Source organism: Microbacterium sp. BH-3-3-3 (genome assembly GCF_007679045.1).
Taxonomy (GTDB): domain Bacteria; phylum Actinomycetota; class Actinomycetes; order Actinomycetales; family Microbacteriaceae; genus Microbacterium; species Microbacterium algihabitans.
On the sequence record NZ_VEFS01000001.1, the window covers coordinates 289,239 to 305,474 of the forward strand.

14 protein-coding genes are annotated in these 16,236 nt (G+C 70.8%); 1 reads left to right on the forward strand and 13 read right to left on the reverse strand.

What is annotated here, in order from left to right; all coding sequences use genetic code 11:
* Nucleotides 1-244 precede the first annotated feature (244 nt).
* From FS769_RS01425 to FS769_RS01445, 5 genes are read right to left on the reverse strand one after another with little or no spacing between them, the layout of a single operon-like run.
* On the reverse strand, nt 245-1,189 hold the full coding sequence (locus tag FS769_RS01425; protein ID WP_144828428.1) for a bifunctional riboflavin kinase/FAD synthetase: 945 nt from the start codon (nt 1,187-1,189) through the stop codon (nt 245-247).
* The gene (locus FS769_RS01430) at nt 1,186-1,605 is read right to left on the reverse strand and encodes a hypothetical protein (RefSeq protein WP_144828431.1); all 420 of its coding nucleotides are present in this window, start codon (nt 1,603-1,605) and stop codon (nt 1,186-1,188) included. The genes FS769_RS01425 and FS769_RS01430 overlap by 4 nt, the downstream gene beginning before the upstream one ends.
* Nucleotides 1,606-1,652: 47 nt before the next feature.
* A complete protein-coding gene (locus FS769_RS01435; protein ID WP_144828434.1) occupies nt 1,653-2,021 on the reverse strand; it encodes a hypothetical protein in 369 nt (122 codons plus the stop codon).
* Nucleotides 2,018-2,911, reverse strand: coding sequence for a tRNA pseudouridine(55) synthase TruB (gene truB / locus FS769_RS01440; protein ID WP_144828435.1), 894 nt, complete (start codon nt 2,909-2,911; stop codon nt 2,018-2,020). The genes FS769_RS01435 and truB overlap by 4 nt, the downstream gene beginning before the upstream one ends.
* Nucleotides 2,911-3,414 carry a hypothetical protein gene (locus tag FS769_RS01445; protein WP_144828438.1) on the reverse strand — a complete coding sequence of 168 codons (504 nt, stop codon included), beginning with the start codon at nt 3,412-3,414 and terminating at the stop codon, nt 2,911-2,913. Before FS769_RS01445 ends, truB begins: the two co-directional genes overlap by 1 nt.
* A gap of 153 nt (nt 3,415-3,567) precedes the next feature.
* On the opposite strand from FS769_RS01445, the gene FS769_RS01450 reads away from it, so the two are divergent.
* Nucleotides 3,568-4,446, forward strand: coding sequence for an A/G-specific adenine glycosylase (locus FS769_RS01450; protein WP_144828441.1), 879 nt, complete (start codon nt 3,568-3,570; stop codon nt 4,444-4,446).
* A 492-nt stretch (nt 4,447-4,938) separates the two neighbouring features.
* Here the strand turns inward: FS769_RS01450 and rbfA are convergent, their stop codons facing one another.
* The 8 genes from rbfA to FS769_RS01490 form a co-directional block, all read right to left on the reverse strand.
* The gene (rbfA, locus tag FS769_RS01455; protein WP_144828444.1) at nt 4,939-5,436 is read right to left on the reverse strand and encodes a 30S ribosome-binding factor RbfA; all 498 of its coding nucleotides are present in this window, start codon (nt 5,434-5,436) and stop codon (nt 4,939-4,941) included.
* A 220-nt stretch (nt 5,437-5,656) separates the two neighbouring features.
* Nucleotides 5,657-8,470, reverse strand: coding sequence for a translation initiation factor IF-2 (infB, locus tag FS769_RS01460; RefSeq protein WP_186325379.1), 2,814 nt, complete (start codon nt 8,468-8,470; stop codon nt 5,657-5,659).
* Nucleotides 8,471-8,563: 93 nt separating this feature from the next.
* Nucleotides 8,564-8,815 (reverse strand): YlxR family protein, encoded by a 252-nt coding sequence (locus FS769_RS01465; protein ID WP_074694212.1) that lies wholly within the window; start codon nt 8,813-8,815, stop codon nt 8,564-8,566.
* A gap of 34 nt (nt 8,816-8,849) precedes the next feature.
* A complete protein-coding gene (nusA, locus tag FS769_RS01470; RefSeq protein WP_144828446.1) occupies nt 8,850-9,839 on the reverse strand; it encodes a transcription termination factor NusA in 990 nt (329 codons plus the stop codon).
* A gap of 120 nt (nt 9,840-9,959) precedes the next feature.
* The gene (locus FS769_RS01475; RefSeq protein WP_144828449.1) at nt 9,960-10,562 is read right to left on the reverse strand and encodes an HD domain-containing protein; all 603 of its coding nucleotides are present in this window, start codon (nt 10,560-10,562) and stop codon (nt 9,960-9,962) included.
* Nucleotides 10,563-10,809: 247 nt separating this feature from the next.
* Nucleotides 10,810-13,305 (reverse strand): glycogen/starch/alpha-glucan phosphorylase, encoded by a 2,496-nt coding sequence (locus FS769_RS01480; protein WP_144828452.1) that lies wholly within the window; start codon nt 13,303-13,305, stop codon nt 10,810-10,812.
* 94 nt (nt 13,306-13,399) lie between these two features.
* On the reverse strand, nt 13,400-15,238 hold the full coding sequence (locus tag FS769_RS01485; protein WP_144828455.1) for a lipase family protein: 1,839 nt from the start codon (nt 15,236-15,238) through the stop codon (nt 13,400-13,402).
* A gap of 111 nt (nt 15,239-15,349) precedes the next feature.
* Nucleotides 15,350-16,153: a MerR family transcriptional regulator gene (locus FS769_RS01490; RefSeq protein ID WP_144828458.1), complete on the reverse strand. Its 804-nt coding sequence runs from the start codon at nt 16,151-16,153 to the stop codon at nt 15,350-15,352.
* Between the last annotated feature and the right edge of the window lie 83 nt (nt 16,154-16,236).

Below are 16,236 nucleotides of genomic sequence, written 5' to 3' on the forward strand. Positions count from 1 at the left end.
ACCCGGGGCGCCGGGTGTTCCGCGGCCGGTCGGGCGCGGTGGTCTCGGGGCGGCTCGGCTCGCGCGCGGTGCCGGGAGCACGCCGCAACCGTCGGTTGCAGATGGCCCCGGGGCCACGGCCAACGCCCCGGGGCCACGTTGCGCGCCCCGAAGCCGTTCCAGCCCGACCGGCGCCCCAGCCCGGCCCGCCGCCCAGCCCGGCCCGCTGGCCCGGCCCGGCCCGCGCCCCAGCCCGCTCCGCCCTTCAGGCGAGGATCGCGCGCGAGCGCTCGACGTCGTCGGCCATCTGCACGAGCAGCGCGTCGATGCCGTCGAACGCGGTCATCCCGCGCACCCGCTCGACGAAGCGCACCTCGACGTGGTGGCCGTACAGATCGAGCCCGGTCTCGTCGATGACGTACGCCTCGACCTGGCGGGAGTGCACGTCGTCGAACGTGGGGTTGGTGCCGACGCTGATCGCGGCGGGGTAGCTCGTGCGGCGGCCGCCGTCGACGTCGACCAGCCAGCCGGCGTAGACGCCGTCGGCCGGCACGAAGCCCTCGAGCTCGGGCGACAGGTTGGCCGTGGGGTAGCCGAGTTCGCGGCCTCGTTTGAGTCCGTGCACGACCTCGCCCCAGACCGAGGGGGCGCGTCCGAGCAGGCGGGCGGCAGTGGTGACGTCGCCCGCGGACAGCGCTTCGCGGATCCAGGTAGACGACACGCGTCGGTCGGCGTGCACCGCGCGGACGTCGTCGACCACGTCGACGCGGAACCCGTGCTCTTCACCCATGCGCACGAGCAGGTCGGGGTCGCCCATCCCTCCCGCGCCGAAGCGGAAGTCGCGTCCTACGAGCACCGTGCGGGCCTCGAGCGCGTCGACGAGCACGCGCGTGACGAAGTCCTCGGCGGGGATGGATGCCAGCTGTTCGTCGAACGTGAGCAGCAGCGTGGCGTCGACTCCGGCGCGCTCGAGAAGGTCGAGCTTCTGGTGCGGTCCGATCACATCGGGCGGGCACCTCTCCGGACGCAGCACGCTGAGCGGATTGCGGTCGAAGGTGACGGCGACGACCTTCGCTCCCCCCGCCGCGTCGACGCGCGCCCGGTCGATGACCGCGCGGTGGCCGGTGTGCACCCCGTCGAACTTGCCGATCGCCACGACCGACGGCCCGAATCCGGCGGGGACCTCGGCGGGGTCGCGGAAGACGATCACGACGCGGTCCGTCGGTGCCGGATCAGCCACCACAGACCGAGGAACGGCAGAACGAGCGGGATGAAGAGGTAGCCGTACCCGTAGACCGACCACACCGTGGGGTGCTGGAACAGCGCCGGGTCGACGAGGCTCAGGGTGCCCACGACGAGGACGCCGACGAGTTCGAAGCAGATCGCGATCCACGCGACGCGGTACCAGGCGGGGCGCGCCGAGAAGATCAGCGCGAGGGTGGCCAAGATGTACACGACCGCGGCGAGGGCCGACAGCGTGTACGCGACGGGGGCGTCGTCGAACTCGCGGACGATCTGCACGAACGAGCGACCGGTGGCGGCGAGGGCCATGATGCCGTAGACGACGACGAGGACACGGCCGATGCCGGTCATCCCCCGGGAACGGGTGGGAGCTGTGGATGCCATGACCTGTCGATTCTAGTTCGCTCGGGCCCGCACCGATCCGCCCGCGCTCAGGCGAGCTGCACCGTCCAGATGACGTGCATGCGCCACACCATCACCGCGACGGCCAGCGCCGCCACGCCCATGATCACCGTGCTCCACCGACTGCGCTCGATGAGCGCCCACGCGGCTCCCGCGACGGGCACGAGCGCGGCCGACACCAGGTAGGTCCAGAACTCCAGCAGGCTGCCCGAGGGCGGGTTGCCCGCGAACGGCGAGATGATCGCCACGACGATCTGCACGATGAGCAGCAGTTCGATGAGCGCGAGCGAGCCCACGGTGACGTCGCCGGGGCGCCGGCCGAGGAGTCCGGCGACCATCGCGACGACTCCCGCGAGCACGGCGATGCCCACCTGCACGAGGGTGAACCACAGGATCATCGGGCGGCCTCCACGGGCATGTTCATGACGCTCTTCACCTGCGTACCGCGTTTCTCGACGACGCCGATCAGGAGCCCGTCGGGGTCGATCGCGGCGGCGACGGCTCCGGTCAGGCGACCGCCGCCGTCGATGCGCTTGCCGTGCCGCAGGTCGCGTGCGTCGTCGGCGCCCACCGCGAGGACGCCCATGACGACGGCCGCGGCGGTCGCCGGCTCGACGAGGGCGTCCTCGGCGATGTCGTCGACGGAGGCTGCGGCGGAGACGTCGAACGCCCCGATGCGCGTGCGGCGCAGCGCCGTCAGGTGTCCCCCGATCCTCACCGCGCGCCCGAGGTCGCGAGCCAGGGCGCGGATGTACGTGCCGCTCGTGCAGTCGACGACCACGTCGAGCTCGATCGTGCCCTCACCGCGGCGCATCTCACGCACCTCGAACCGCGACACCGTGACGCTCCGCGCCTTCAGCTCGACCTCTTCGCCGGCGCGAGCGAGGTCGTAGGCGCGGCGACCGGCGACCTTGATGGCCGAGACGGTGCTGGGCACCTGTTCGATCGCACCGGTGAGGGCGGCGATGCCGGCGGCGATGGCCTCATCGGTCACGGCGACGACGTCAGCGGCATCCGCCCGTGCCGTTTCGACGCCGTCGGCGTCGTCACTGTCGGTGGCGACTCCGAGCAGGATGGTCGCCTCGTAGGTCTTGTCGGCGCCGACGATGTAGGTCAGAAGGCGCGTCGCCCCCTCGACGCCGAGCACGAGGAGGCCCGTCGCCATCGGGTCGAGCGTGCCGGCGTGCCCGATCTTGCGGGTGCCGAGCGCGCGCCGCGCCCGCGACACGACGTCATGGCTCGTGATCCCTCCGGGCTTGTCGACCAGGAGGATTCCGGGACGCACCATCAGCAGAAGTCTCCGAACACCTGCACCGGGTGCGCGGGGTCGGAGTTCTCGACGATGACGGATGCCGCGACGCGCGGCCGCGACTCGCTGAGGTAGTGCTTCTCGGCATCCGGAAGCTCGGGGCGCGCAGCGCCGACGGGCGGGTTGCTCTCGAGCCAGACGGAGAAGTTCCAGAGCTTGCGCAGCTCGACGGTGTGGAGGAAGCGGCCCGACACGACGAGCACGGCGTCGGCCGGCGCGGCCGACGCCCCGCTGAACGGCTCGCCCGACCGGAACGGCGCGACGAGGCGGTCGCGCACGTCGTCCGCGTGGTCGGCAAGGCTCTCACGGAACACCGCGGTGCCCTCGACCTCGATGGCGGCGGCGAACGCATCGGCGAAGGTCGAGGCGGCGTCGGCATCGAGCGCGTCGACCGCCACGACGACGCGGCCCGCGCGGGCGTTCTGCCGCATCAGGTCGCGCAGGTTCCGCTGCAGGGTCTCGACGGGGTTCTCACTCGACATGCCTCCAGCCTACGGTCGACCACCGACACTCGACCCCTCCCGCCGCCCCGCGACGGCCAGGGCGCAGTGCTCCCCGTCGCGCAGGAACGGGATCGGCGCGGACAGCGTTCATGCGCGAAGTCCGGCCCCCTCCGGCGACCGTAGGCTGGACGGATGCCAGGACTCGCCGCCCCGCTCATCGCGTGGTATCGCGACGCGGCCCGCGACCTCCCCTGGCGTCGCGAGGGGTTCGGCGCGTGGGGCACGCTCGTCAGCGAGTTCATGCTGCAGCAGACGCCGGTGAACCGCGTCGTTCCGCACCTCGAGGCGTGGCTGACGCGCTGGCCGACGCCCGCCGACCTCGCTGCCTCTCCCCCGGGCGACGCCGTGACCCAGTGGGCGAACCTCGGCTATCCGCGCCGCGCGCTGTGGCTGCACCGCGCCGCCGTCGAGATCCGCGACCGCCATGACGGCGTGGTCCCCCGCGACGTCGACGCCCTGCTGGCCCTGACCGGCATCGGCGACTACACCGCGCGGGCCGTCGCGGTCTTCGCCTACGGCGATCGGCATCCGGTCGTCGACACGAACACCCGACGTGTGCTCGCTCGCGCGATCGGCGGCCGCGCGCAGCCGGGTCCGCCCCACCGCCGCGACCTCGAGGCGATGGAGGCCGAACTCCCCGCCGACATAGCCGAGGCCGCGATCGTCAACGCCGCCGCGATGGAACTCGGCGCGATCGTCTGCACCGCCCGCGCGCCGAAGTGCGAGGCGTGCCCCCTCGCGGCGCAGTGCGCGTGGCGGGTGGCCGGGTACCCGGCATCCGAAGACCGACGACGAAAGCAGGCCACGTACGAGGGAAGCGATCGCCAGACCCGCGGGGCGGTGCTCAAGACCCTGCGCGAGGCGGCGCCCGCGGCGGTTCCGGTGTTCGCGGTGATCCCCGAGTGGCCGGATGCCGCGCAGCGCGACCGCGCGATCGACTCGCTCATCGCCGACGGCCTCGTCGAAGCCGACGACGACCACCTGCGCCTGCCCGGCCACCCGGCATCCTGACCCGGCCCCCGTCCGGCGCCCCCCCCGTCCTGCGGACCCGACCCCCGACACACCGCCTCAGCCCCCGCCCGGACCGGCCTGTCACACCCCCGATCCGCACGACGGTCCCGCCCCCGCCCCGCACCCACCCCCCGTCCTGCGGACCCGACCTCCGACACACCGCCTCAGCCCCCGCCCGGACCGGCGTGTCACACCCCCGGTCCGCACGACGGTCCCGACCCCGCACCCCACCCCCCGTCCTGCGGACCCGACCTCCGACACACCGCCTCAGCCCTCGCCCGGACCGGCGTGGCACACCCCCGATCCGCACGACGGTCCCGCCCCGCACCCCACCCGCCGTCCTGCGGACCCGACCTCCGACACACCGCCCCGCCCGCGCCCCGAACCGGCGTGTCACTCCTGGCATCCGCAGGACGGAAGTCCGGATGCCGCCGAGACGACGAACGGCCGGACTCCGCCGATGAGGCGGGGTCCGGCCGTGTCGTACCGAGGTCAGGCGCGCGGGGCGTCGTCCTCGTCAAGGTCGTCGTTGTCTTCGTCGGCGCTGTCGTCTTCTTCGGCGCTCTCGTCTTCGTCGCGCGGCTTGACGTACGGGTCGGCGTCGCCGGCGTACGCGGCCGTGGCGGCGAGACCGGCGACCGACTGGTCGCGCTCGCGCGCTTCGCGCAGGAGGGCCGAGATGTGGTCGGCGTTCTCGGGGATGCCGTCGAGGATGAACTCCAACGACGGGGTCAGGCGCGTGTTGAGGTTCTTGCCGACCTCGCTGCGCAGCATGCCCGTCGCCGACTTCAGCGCGGCGGCGGTGTCGGCGCGGTGCGCTTCGTCACCCATGACGGTGTAGAACACCGATGCGTGCTGGAGGTCACCCGTGACCCGCACGTCGGTGATGGTGACGAATCCGAGCCGCGGGTCGCGCAGCCCTTTCTCGAGGCGCTCGGCGAGCACCACGCGAATCCGGTCCGCCACTCGGGCCTGTCGTTCCCCTGCCACTGCCTTCTCCTTCTCGTTCTTTCATACCGCCGCGAGTCGAGTGCCCCCGTGGCTCATTGCCGGGCGGGAGTCCCGTCACGGGCAGCCGCACCAGCGTAGGCCGGAGGGGTGTGCATTCCCGAGAGCATCGGGGTAGGGGCCCCGCTCTGCTCTCGGGAATGCACACCCCGCAGGCCGAAGCGGGAGCCGCGTCCGCAGACGCGACTCCCGCCAGGTGTGATCAGCCTCGCGGCTTCTCGACCATTTCGGTGGTCTCGATCTCGTCACCGATCTGGATGTCGTTGAACTTGCCGAGACCGATACCGGCCTCGAAGTCCGTACGAACCTCGGTGACGTCGTCCTTGAAGCGGCGCAGCGACTCGATGGCCAGGCCGTCGGCCAGCACGACACCGTCGCGGATGACGCGAGCCTTGGCGTTTCGCGTGATCGTTCCCGATCGCACGATGACACCGGCGATGTTGCCGAACTTCGAGGAGCGGAACACCTCGCGGATCTCGGCGACACCCGACTGCACCTCTTCGAACTCCGGCTTGAGCAGGCCCTTGAGCGACTGCTCGACGTCGTCGATCGCGTTGTAGATGACCGAGTAGAACCGCACGTCGACACCCTCGCGGGCGGCACGCTCACGGGCCTTCGTGTCGGGACGGACGTTGAAGCCGATCACGATCGCGTTGTCGATCGTGGCCAGGTTGATGTCCGACTCGGTGATCGCACCCACACCGCGGTGGATGATGCGCAGCTGGACGCTGTCGTCGACCTCGATCTTGAGCAGCGACTCCTCGAGCGCCTCGACGGCACCCGACACGTCACCCTTGATGATGAGGTTGAGCGACTCGACCTTGCCCTCTTCGAGAGCGCGGGTGAAGTCCTCGAGCGAGATGCGCTTGCGGGCCTTGGCCAGCTGGGCGTTGCGCTCGGCCGCTTCACGCTTCTCGGCGATCTGACGGGCGGTGCGGTCTTCTTCGGTGACGATGAAGACGTCGCCGGCGCGGGGCACGGAGTTGAGTCCCTGAACCGAGACGGGACGCGACGGGTAGGCCTCGTCGACCGCTTCGCCGTTCTCGTCCATCATCGCGCGGACGCGGCCGTAAGCCGTTCCTGCGACGATCGCGTCGCCGACGCGGAGGGTTCCGGACTGGATGAGCACCGTGGCGACCGAACCGCGACCCTTGTCGAGCTTCGCTTCGATCGCGACACCGCGGGCCGCCTTGTTCGGGTTGGCCGTGAGGTCGAGACCGGCGTCGGCGGTGAGCAGGACCGCATCCAGGAGGGCCTGGATGTTGAGGTTCTCTCGGGCCGAGACGTCGACGAACATGACGTCTCCGCCGTACTCCTCGGCGACCAGACCGTACTCGGTGAGCTGCTGGCGCACCTTGGCCGGATTGGCGTCGGGCTTGTCGACCTTGTTGACCGCGACCACGATCGGCACATTGGCCGCCTGGGCGTGGTTCAGTGCCTCGACCGTCTGGGGCATGATGCCGTCGTCGGCCGCGACCACGAGGATCGCGATGTCGGTCACCTGCGCACCACGGGCACGCATGGCGGTGAACGCCTCGTGACCCGGGGTGTCGATGAAGGTGATCGCGCGCTCGATGCCCTCGTGCTCGGTCCAGATCTGGTACGCACCGATGTGCTGCGTGATGCCGCCGGCCTCGCCCGCGACCACGTTGGTCTGGCGGATGGCGTCGAGCAGTCGCGTCTTACCGTGGTCGACGTGGCCCATGACGGTGACCACGGGAGGACGGATCTCGAGATCGTCCTCGCTCTCGGCCTCGAGCTCGGCGTCGAGGTCGAGACCGAAGCCCTCGAGGAGCTCCTTGTCTTCGTCCTCGGGCGAGACCATCTGGATCTTGTAGCCGAGCTCGGCTCCGAGCACCTCGAAGGTGGCCTCGTCGAGCGACTCGGTCGCGGTGGCCATCTCGCCCAGGTTGAACAGGATGGTCACGAGCGTGCCGGGCTGCACGGTGTAGCCGCGCAGGGCCTCGAGCTTGTCCGCGAAGTCGGCGATGGAGGCACCGCGACGCAGGCGGATGATCTCGCCGTTGCCCTTCGAGACGTTGACGCCGCCGACGACCGGCGCCGACCGCATCTCGAATTCCTGCCGCTTCGCCCGACGCGACTTACGCTGCTTGGACTTGCCGCCACCCTTACCGAAGGCACCTGCGGTACCACCGCCGGGGCCACGGCCACGGCCGCCACCACCGCCGGGACGACCGGCGAAACCGCCGGCCGGAGGACCGCCACCGGGGCGCTGGAAGCCGCCACCGGCACCGCCGGGACGACCGGGACCGCCGGGACGCTGCTGGAACGGAGCGCCGGGACGACCGCCACCACCGGGACGACCGGCACCACCGGGGCGCGGAGCACCGGGACGCGGGGCGCCGGGGCGCGGAGCCTGCGGACGCGGGATGTTGCCGGGGGTCGGGCGCTGGCCCATGCCCTGCGCCGAGGCGAAGGGGTTGTTACCCGGACGGGGGCCGGAGGGACGCTGGCCCATGCCCTGCGCCGAGGCGAAGGGGTTGTTGCCGGGACGGGCTCCACCCGGACGCGGGGGCGAGCTCGGGCCGGGCTTGGGGGCACCGGCGCCGGGAGCTGCGGCACCGGGGGTCGGAGGGGTCGAACCGGGGCTCGGCGGCGACGACGGAGTCGAGGGCTTGGCCGCCGACGGGGCCGCGGGGGCCTCGGGGGCGGATGCCGCGGGGGCGGCCTCGACCGGAGCCGCTTCGGGAGCGGCCGGAGCCGCGGGCTTCGCGGGTCCGGGCGTGGGACCCGACGGGCGGTTGCCGGGGGTCGCGGCCGGACGAGCCGGGCCGGGACGGGCACCGGGGCGCGCCGCGGAAGCGGCGGGCTTGGCATCCGAAGAGGAAGACGAGCCTTCGGAGGCCAGCGCAGCGCGGAGCTTACGGGCGACCGGGGGTTCGATGGTGGATGAGGGGCTCTTGACGAATTCGCCGAGCTCCTTCAGCTTCGCAAGCGCGACCTTGCTGTCGACGCCGAGCTCGGAAGCGATCTCGTGCACGCGTGGTTTTGCCACAATTCTCCTGTCTGAGGGCCTACCCCGGACAGGGCAGACCGTTAGTTGCGGACGGGTCTCATTTCGAGCCGTTCACTTCGTGTCCATAGCCGTTCAGCCTTTTCGCTGGTGGTGTGATTCGAAGGTCTGCGTGTCAAGCGGGCCTGACACACGCAATGCTCGTACGAAGGCGCGACGTGCGAGCGCTTTGCTCACACACGCGTCCGTCTCGTGCACCCACGCGCCCCGACCGGGAAGAACCGCCCGCTCGTCTGCGACGAGGACGGATCCGTCCGCGACCACACGCAGAAGCGAGGATCGGGGGGCACGTGCGCGGCATCCGACGCACGTTCGTACGGGTTCCATCCTACACCTCGCGATCGTGGGGACGATCGGTCGCTCAGTTGTCTTCGAGGATGCTGTCGGGCTGGATGTCGATCTTCGCACCGGTGAGCTTGGCGGCCAGGCGGGCGTTCTGGCCCTCCTTGCCGATCGCGAGCGACAGCTGGTAGTCGGGAACGAGGGCGCGCACCGCCTTGGTCGAGGCGTCGAGCACGAACGACGAGGTCACCTTCGCGGGCGACAGGGCGTTGGCGACGAAGCGCGGCAGCTCGGCGTCGTAGTCGATGATGTCGATCTTCTCGCCGGCGAGCTCCTCGGTGACGGCGCGCACGCGGCGTCCGAGCTCTCCGATGCAGGCGCCCTTGGCGTTCACCGTCGGGTCGTTCGCCTTGACGGCGATCTTCGAGCGGTGCCCGGCCTCGCGGGCGAGGGAGACGATCTCGACGAGTCCTGCGGCGATCTCGGGCACCTCGAGGGCGAAGAGCTTGCGCACGAGACCCGGGTGGGTGCGCGAGACGGTGATCTGCGGACCCTTGTTGCCCTTGGAGACGCTGGTCACGTACACGCGCAGACGCGAGCCGTGCGCGTAGGTCTCGCCGGGCACCTGCTCCTCGGGCGGGAGGATGGCCTCGACGGTGCCGAGGTCGACGTGCACCATGCGCGGGTTGGGACCCTGCTGCACGACGCCGGCGACGATGTCGCCCTCTTTGCCGCGGAACTCGCCCAGCACGGCGTCGTCGGCGATGTCGCGCAGACGCTGGCTGATGACCTGCTTGGCGGCGAAGGCGGCGATGCGACCGAAGTCGTCGGGGGCCTGCTCCTCTTCGCCGACGATCGCGCCCTCGTCGTCGGTGACGGGGGTGAAGATGCCGACGTGACCGGTCTTGCGGTCGAGAGTGGCGCGCGCTCCCGTGGGGATCTCACCGGTCGGCGAGATGTGCTTGGCGTAGGCCGTCAGGATCGCCTGCTCGATGATGCGCGCGAGTTCGTCGAAGGGGATCTCCTTCTCGCGTTCGATCGTCTTGAGTAGTGCGAGATCGATGTCCACAAGGCCCTCCGTTGTTCAGCTTTCGTCGGCACGACCGGCGCCGACAACCCTCCTACGATACCCGGGATAACCGGCCGCTCGCATCTCGGCGGGCGATCCCGGATGCCGCGACGTCGGGGATCAGAGGGTTTCGAGCGGATTCGCGGCGAGCTTGGCCACCACTCCCCCGTCGACGAGTCGTCGGGCGGCGGTGTCGGGCTTGCGGACGGCCTGATCGAGCACGCACGCGCCGAACTCCGCGGCGAGGGCTCCGCGCGGGTGGGCGGCGAGCACCTCGCGGCGGAAGTCCTCGGGCAGCGCGTCGGGGCGGGCGCCCGAGATGTCGAGGCCCGTCGCGATCTCGAGCAGGTGCCCCTCGGCATCCATCGCCGGATCCACGCGCGGCCAGTTGTGCCGCACGATCACCTCGAGCACGCGCTCGCGGCGGGGCTGGTCCCACCCCGCGCCCGCGGTGAGCGCGACGCCGACGTGCCCTCCCGCGTGTTCGTACGACAGCGTGTGGTTGTCGAATGAGCCGACGGTGCCGATGTCGTGCAGCACCGCGCCGACGTACAGCAGCTCGTGGTCGATGTCCCGGATGCCGTCGATGACGGCGAACGCCTCGGCCCACAACCACGACCGCAGCGCGTGCGCGGTGATCGCGGGCGATTGGTACTGCCGGGCGAGCGAGAGGGCCCCGCGGCCGGCGAGGGTGTCGGGAACGGGGAAGTCGCTGATGCGCACGGGGCCTCCGGGGTCGAGAGGCTTCCACTCTCGCGCAGGTCGCCCCTCGACGCCGTCGCCGGTCGGCCAGCCTTCGCAGCCTTTCCGCCAGCGCGCGTGCACAACGCAGGAGATGACGGCGCCGCGCGCGGTGATGCACGCGCGATGACGGGGTGCGCGGTCGGCGCGGCATCCGAATCTCCGGAGTTGTGCACGCACCGCGCCCGTCACCGACCCAGATTCAGACGCCGGAACGACGGATGCCGCGTCAGCTCACCGGGGTGGCGTGCCAGATGCGGTCCAGGTAGTCGCGCATGGCGCGGTCGGACGAGAAGTAGCCGCTGCGCGCGACGTTGAGGATGGCCGAGCGCACCCAGCCGTCCTGGTCGGCGTAGGCGGCGTCGACGCGGTCCTGGGCGTCGAGGTACGTCGAGAAGTCGGCGAGCGCCATGAAGCGGTCTTCGTACAGCAGGTTCGACACGAGCGGCTCGAATACGGTGCGGTCGCCGCCCGAGAAGGCCCCCGAGGCGATGAGGTCGATCGCGCTGCGCAGCCGTTCGTCCTTCTGGTAGAAGTCGGCGGGGCGGTAGCCCTCGGCCCACAGTTCCTCGACCTCGGGCTCGCTCATGCCGAAGAGGAAGAAGTTGTCGTCGCCGACGAGCTTGCGGATTTCGACGTTCGCGCCGTCGTCGGTGCCGATGGTGAGGGCGCCGTTGAGGGCGAGCTTCATGTTGCCCGTGCCCGAGGCCTCTTTGCCGGCGAGCGAGATCTGCTCCGAGAGGTCGGCCGCGGGGATGATGCGCTCGGCCAGGGTCACGTTGTAGTTGGCCGGGTAGACGACCTTGAGCTTGCCCTTGACCCGCTCGTCGGCGCTGACCACCTCGCCGACGGCGTTGATGAGGTGGATGATGCGCTTGGCCATGCCGTAGCCGGGCGCGGCCTTCGCGCCGAAGAGGAACGTGCGCGCCTGCACCTCGTCGACGTCGAGGCGGCCTGAGACGATGCCCTCGTAGGTGCTGACGATGTGCAGCACCTTGAGCGTCTGGCGCTTGTACTCGTGCAGGCGCTTGATCATGACGTCGAGCATGTGACCGTCGTCGAGAGGCGCTTCTCCGCGGGCCTCGAGCACGCTGCTGAGGCGACGCTTGTTCGAGGCCTTCACCGCGGCGAAGCGCTCGCGGAAGTCGGCGTCGTCGGCCAGGGCCTCGAGGCCGCGCAGGCGTTCGAGGTCGACGGTCCATCCGGCACCGAGGGCCTCGGTGATGAGGCTCGACAGGTCGGGGTTGGCCAGGCGCAGGAAGCGGCGCGGGGTCACGCCGTTGGTGACGTTGGTGAACTTGTCGGGCCACATGGTGGCGAAGTCCTTCAGCACGTTGTCGCGCAGCAGCTGCGAGTGCAGCTCCGCGACGCCGTTGACCTTCGACCCGGCGACCGTGGCGAGGTAGGCCATGCGCACCGAGCGCGAAGGGTGCTCGCCGATGATCGACATGTTGCGGATGAGCATCTCGTCGTCGCCGAAGCGCTCGCGCACCTCGAGCAGGAACTCGTCGTTGATGCGGTAGATGATCTCGAGGTGACGCGGCAGCAGGTGACCGAGCAGGTCGACCGACCAGACCTCGAGCGCCTCGGGCAGCAGCGTGTGGCAGGTGTAGGCGAAGCACTTCTGCGTGATCGCCCACGCGGCATCCCACTCGAGCTTCTTCTCGTCGACGAGCACGCGCATCAGCTCGGGCACCCCGATCACCGGGTGGGTGTCGTTGAGCTGGAAGATCACGCGCTCGGGGAGCTTCTCGATGTCGAAGTCGTCGGGCAGCACGTTGTCGATGAAGTCGGCGATGGATGCCGCCACGAAGAAGTACTGCTGCTGCAGGCGCAGCTCCTTGCCCTGGGGCGTGGAGTCCTCGGGGTAGAGCACCTTCGAGATGTTCTCGGCGAAGGTCTGCGCGCGCACCGACTCGACGTAGTCGCCGGAGTTGAAGGTGTGCAGGTCGAAGGCGTTGGTGGCCACCGCACGCCACAGGCGCAGGGTGTTCACGCGGCCGTTGTGGTAGCCCGGGACCATCATGTTGTACGGCACGGCGAGCACGTTCCACTCGGGTACCCAGCGCGTGCGCTCCACGCCCTCGTCGTCGTAGGTCTCGGTGGTGCCGGCGAACGAGATCGTCTGCGCGGCCTCGGGGTGGGCGAAGTCCCACGGCGAGCCCATGCGCAGCCACGCGTCGGGCTGCTCGACCTGCTGCCCCTCGTTGAAGGCCTGGCGGAAGATGCCGTATTCGTAGCGGATGCCGTAACCGATGGTGGGGATGCTCATCGTCGCGAGCGAGTCGATGAAGCAGGCCGCGAGGCGACCGAGGCCGCCGTTGCCGAGTCCGGGCTCGATCTCGACCTGGCGCAGGTCGTCGATGTCGATGCCGCACTGCGCGAGCGCCTCGGTCGCGATGTCGGTCAGTCGCGCGGCGAGGAGGTTGTTGTCGAGCTGGCGTCCCAGCAGGTACTCGGCCGAGAGGTAGCAGACGGTCTTGTTCTGCTGGGCCTTCTGCTGCGCGCGATCGTCGAACCAGCGCGCCATGAGGTAGTCGCGCACCGTGTACGCCAGGGCGAGGTACTGGTCGTTGACGTCGGAGTTCGACAGCGTGACGCCCTGGTCGAAGTTGAGGTTCTGCAGGAACTGCTTCGCGAAGCCGTCGACGGATGCCGCGGGGGCGACGACCGGCGCGATCGCGAGCGGGTGAGTGGGGCGCAGCTCAGCGGTGTTCTCGGGCATTCTCCGACCGTAATGAGTACGGCCCCCTTGCGCCAACGCGGAACGGGAACGACACACGATCTTCACTCCGGCGCCGTATTGCGCGGAGCGCGTGTCAGCGCAGGCCGCAGCCGTCGATCACCTGGTCTTTGCGTTCGATGAGCTTCTTCGTCCAGTCGTAGAGCACGGGCAGGAATCGCGACTTGGGCAGGATCGGGCGCAGGTGGTCGTAGCCCGCGTAGGTCGCCCAGCGCACGTCCTGACCCTCGGCGCAGAGCTTCGCGACGTAGTCGCGCTGCAGCTTCGGCGGGATCACCTCGTCGTCGGCGCCCCAGGCCACCAGCATGGGCGTGCCCAACGGGGCGGTCATCGCGTTCTCGGCCAGCCGCTCCCCGAGCGCCCCGTCGGTGAGGTCGGCGCTGTAGAGCGGCCTGTCCTCCGACACCCCGAGGGCGGCGAGCACCGACACGACCACGCCGGGTTCGCTCGGGCAGCGCTGCGTCATCTCGAGCACGATCGATCGCGAACCCTCGGCGATGTAATCGTCGAGGCGCACGTCGGGGTACGTGTCGGAGTAGGGCACCAGCACCCAGGAGGTGATCACCGACAGCATCGCGTTGGGCGGCCCCGACAGCAGCTCCTCGGCGAGCGCGGGCGGATCGGCGACGGGGGCGACCACCGCGGTGCCGAGCACGTCGAGGCCGGGCGCGTAGTCCTTCGCGATCGCGGTGGTCCACAGTGCCGCGTGACCGCCCTGGGAGTGACCCCACACGACGGTGTCGGGCGAGAGCGTCAGGTCGGTGCGCAGTTCGGCGGTCGCGAGCACCGCGTCGAGCGATGAGCGGGCCTCGCCCTCGCCGATCAGGTACGGGTAGGCCCCCGGTGCCCCCTGGCCGGAGAAGTCGGATGCCACGACCACCCACCCCGCTTTGAGCGCCTGTTCGAGGGCCGGGATCGACCACTTCGTCGCCGAAGCGTCGCGCAGGCTCGGCGCGCAGCCCTGGGCCACCCCGGTCGTGCCGTGGTTCCACACGATGACGGGGCGGGGGCCGGCGGGCGGGTCTTTGGGCACGATGACGAGCGCGCTGGCGACGGCCGGACCATCGAGCGCGTCGCGCGTGGTGTACAGGATGCGCGAGACGTCGCCGTTCTCGGGGAGTCGGCCGAGATAGGCGTCGGAGCGGATGAGGCGACCGTGCCCGCTCGGCACCTGCGCGGGCGGGTCGTAGAACGCGTCGACCACCGGGGCGCCGTCGTCGAGCCAGTCGTTGAGCCACCATCCGCCCGCCGCCGTCGCCACGAGCACGAGCGACAGGGCGTAGCGACCGGCCGCTGCCCAGCGGGCGCGGATCACCCGTCGGCGCACCGCGCGCTGCGCGTCGAAGGGCTCCTTCCGCTGCCGCGGGCGCCGGATGCCGACCACCCCGCGCCAGAACACGCCCAGGCCGAACACGACCGTGCGCACACCGAAGACGACCGCCAGCACCAACACCGTGACATCGGGCCACGTGAACGACAGCAGCCCGAACGCGATCTGAGCGACGCCCCACGCGAGCGCGAGGATGCGTGCGCTCGCGGGACCCGCGCCGGTCGCGCGCCCCACCGAGGCGAGACCACCGATCACCAGCAGCACCGCGAGCACGGGCGGAAGCAGCTCGAGGCTGCGGCCGAGCCATACGAGCACGGCGAGACCGGCGACGATCCACGCGGCCGAGACCGCGCGCTGCCACCAGCCCGCGGGCCGCCCCACGAGCTCGACGACGCCCATGGCCACGGCGCTCGCGCCGACGTACACGCCGAGCAGCACGAGGGAGGTCAGCGGACGCGACACGATGAGCACGCCCAGGGCCACCACGATCGCCCCGACCAGCAGCAGCACCCGCGGCGGCGCGTTGCGCACGAGCGCGGGGAGAGCGTTCCACCGGCGCAGGTGCGGTCGGCGGGTCGCGGGCATTAGGCAATGATAAGCACCGTCGCGCGGCGACCCGGGCGGGCCGCCGCGTGCGCTACCGGCTCGCGGGCGGGTGCCGTCGGCCGCTCCCCCGGCGGTCGGAGAGTGGCACGGTCAGGCGGTCGCGACCGGCTGCTGCAGCTCGGTGACCCAGTCGGACTGATCGTCGGACTCGGCCCGCACGTACAGCTCGCGGCACGGACCCGCGGGAACGAACCCCCGCGCGAGGATCTGGGAGTGGATCGACTGCCAGCTCTCCGCGATGCCGTCCATGGGGCCCAGGTGGATGCCGCATACAGCCTGATCGACAGCGGCCAGATCGACGAGGTCTATCCCCTCCCGCGCCGCCCCGCTGTACACGTACCCGGCCACGATCTCGAGCCCGTCCTCGACCGCGGTGTACTGCGCGATCGGGGTCTCGAGTGCACCGCCGACGTCGCCGATCACCGCGGCGACCTCGTCGGAGGCCGGACCGACGATGTCGGCGATTGCCGCCGACGACGGGGCGATCGTGCGCCGAGCCGCCAGGCGGACGGCGGGGAGGGGCTTCTGGATGGTCTCGATCTCGCGCATGCGCGTCTCTCTCTCGATCAGATGGAGCCGCCGTTCCACGTCGACGAGTCGAGCGGCCGCGATCCGGTGCTCTCGCTCGACCTCTGCGCGACGCGCGTGCAGCAGACCGGCGATGCGGTCGGCATCCACCCCCTGATCGAGGATGAGGGCGACGTCGTCGAGGCCGAAACCGAGCTGGCGCAGAGCCACGATCCGGTGCAGCCTCTCCAGCTGCGACGGGTCGTAGGAGCGGTAGCCGCTGAACTCGTCCACGTGCGCGGGCACGAGCAGACCCGCCGTGTCCCAGTGCCGGAGCATCCGGTGGGTCACCTGGCCGATCTGCGCGAACGCTCCGATGGACAACATGATTCCGTTATCCCCCCTCACACGGTGTCAGGGTCAAGCATCCCAGGAGCCGCGCGGCGCAACCGGCGCGGGGTAGGGCACGG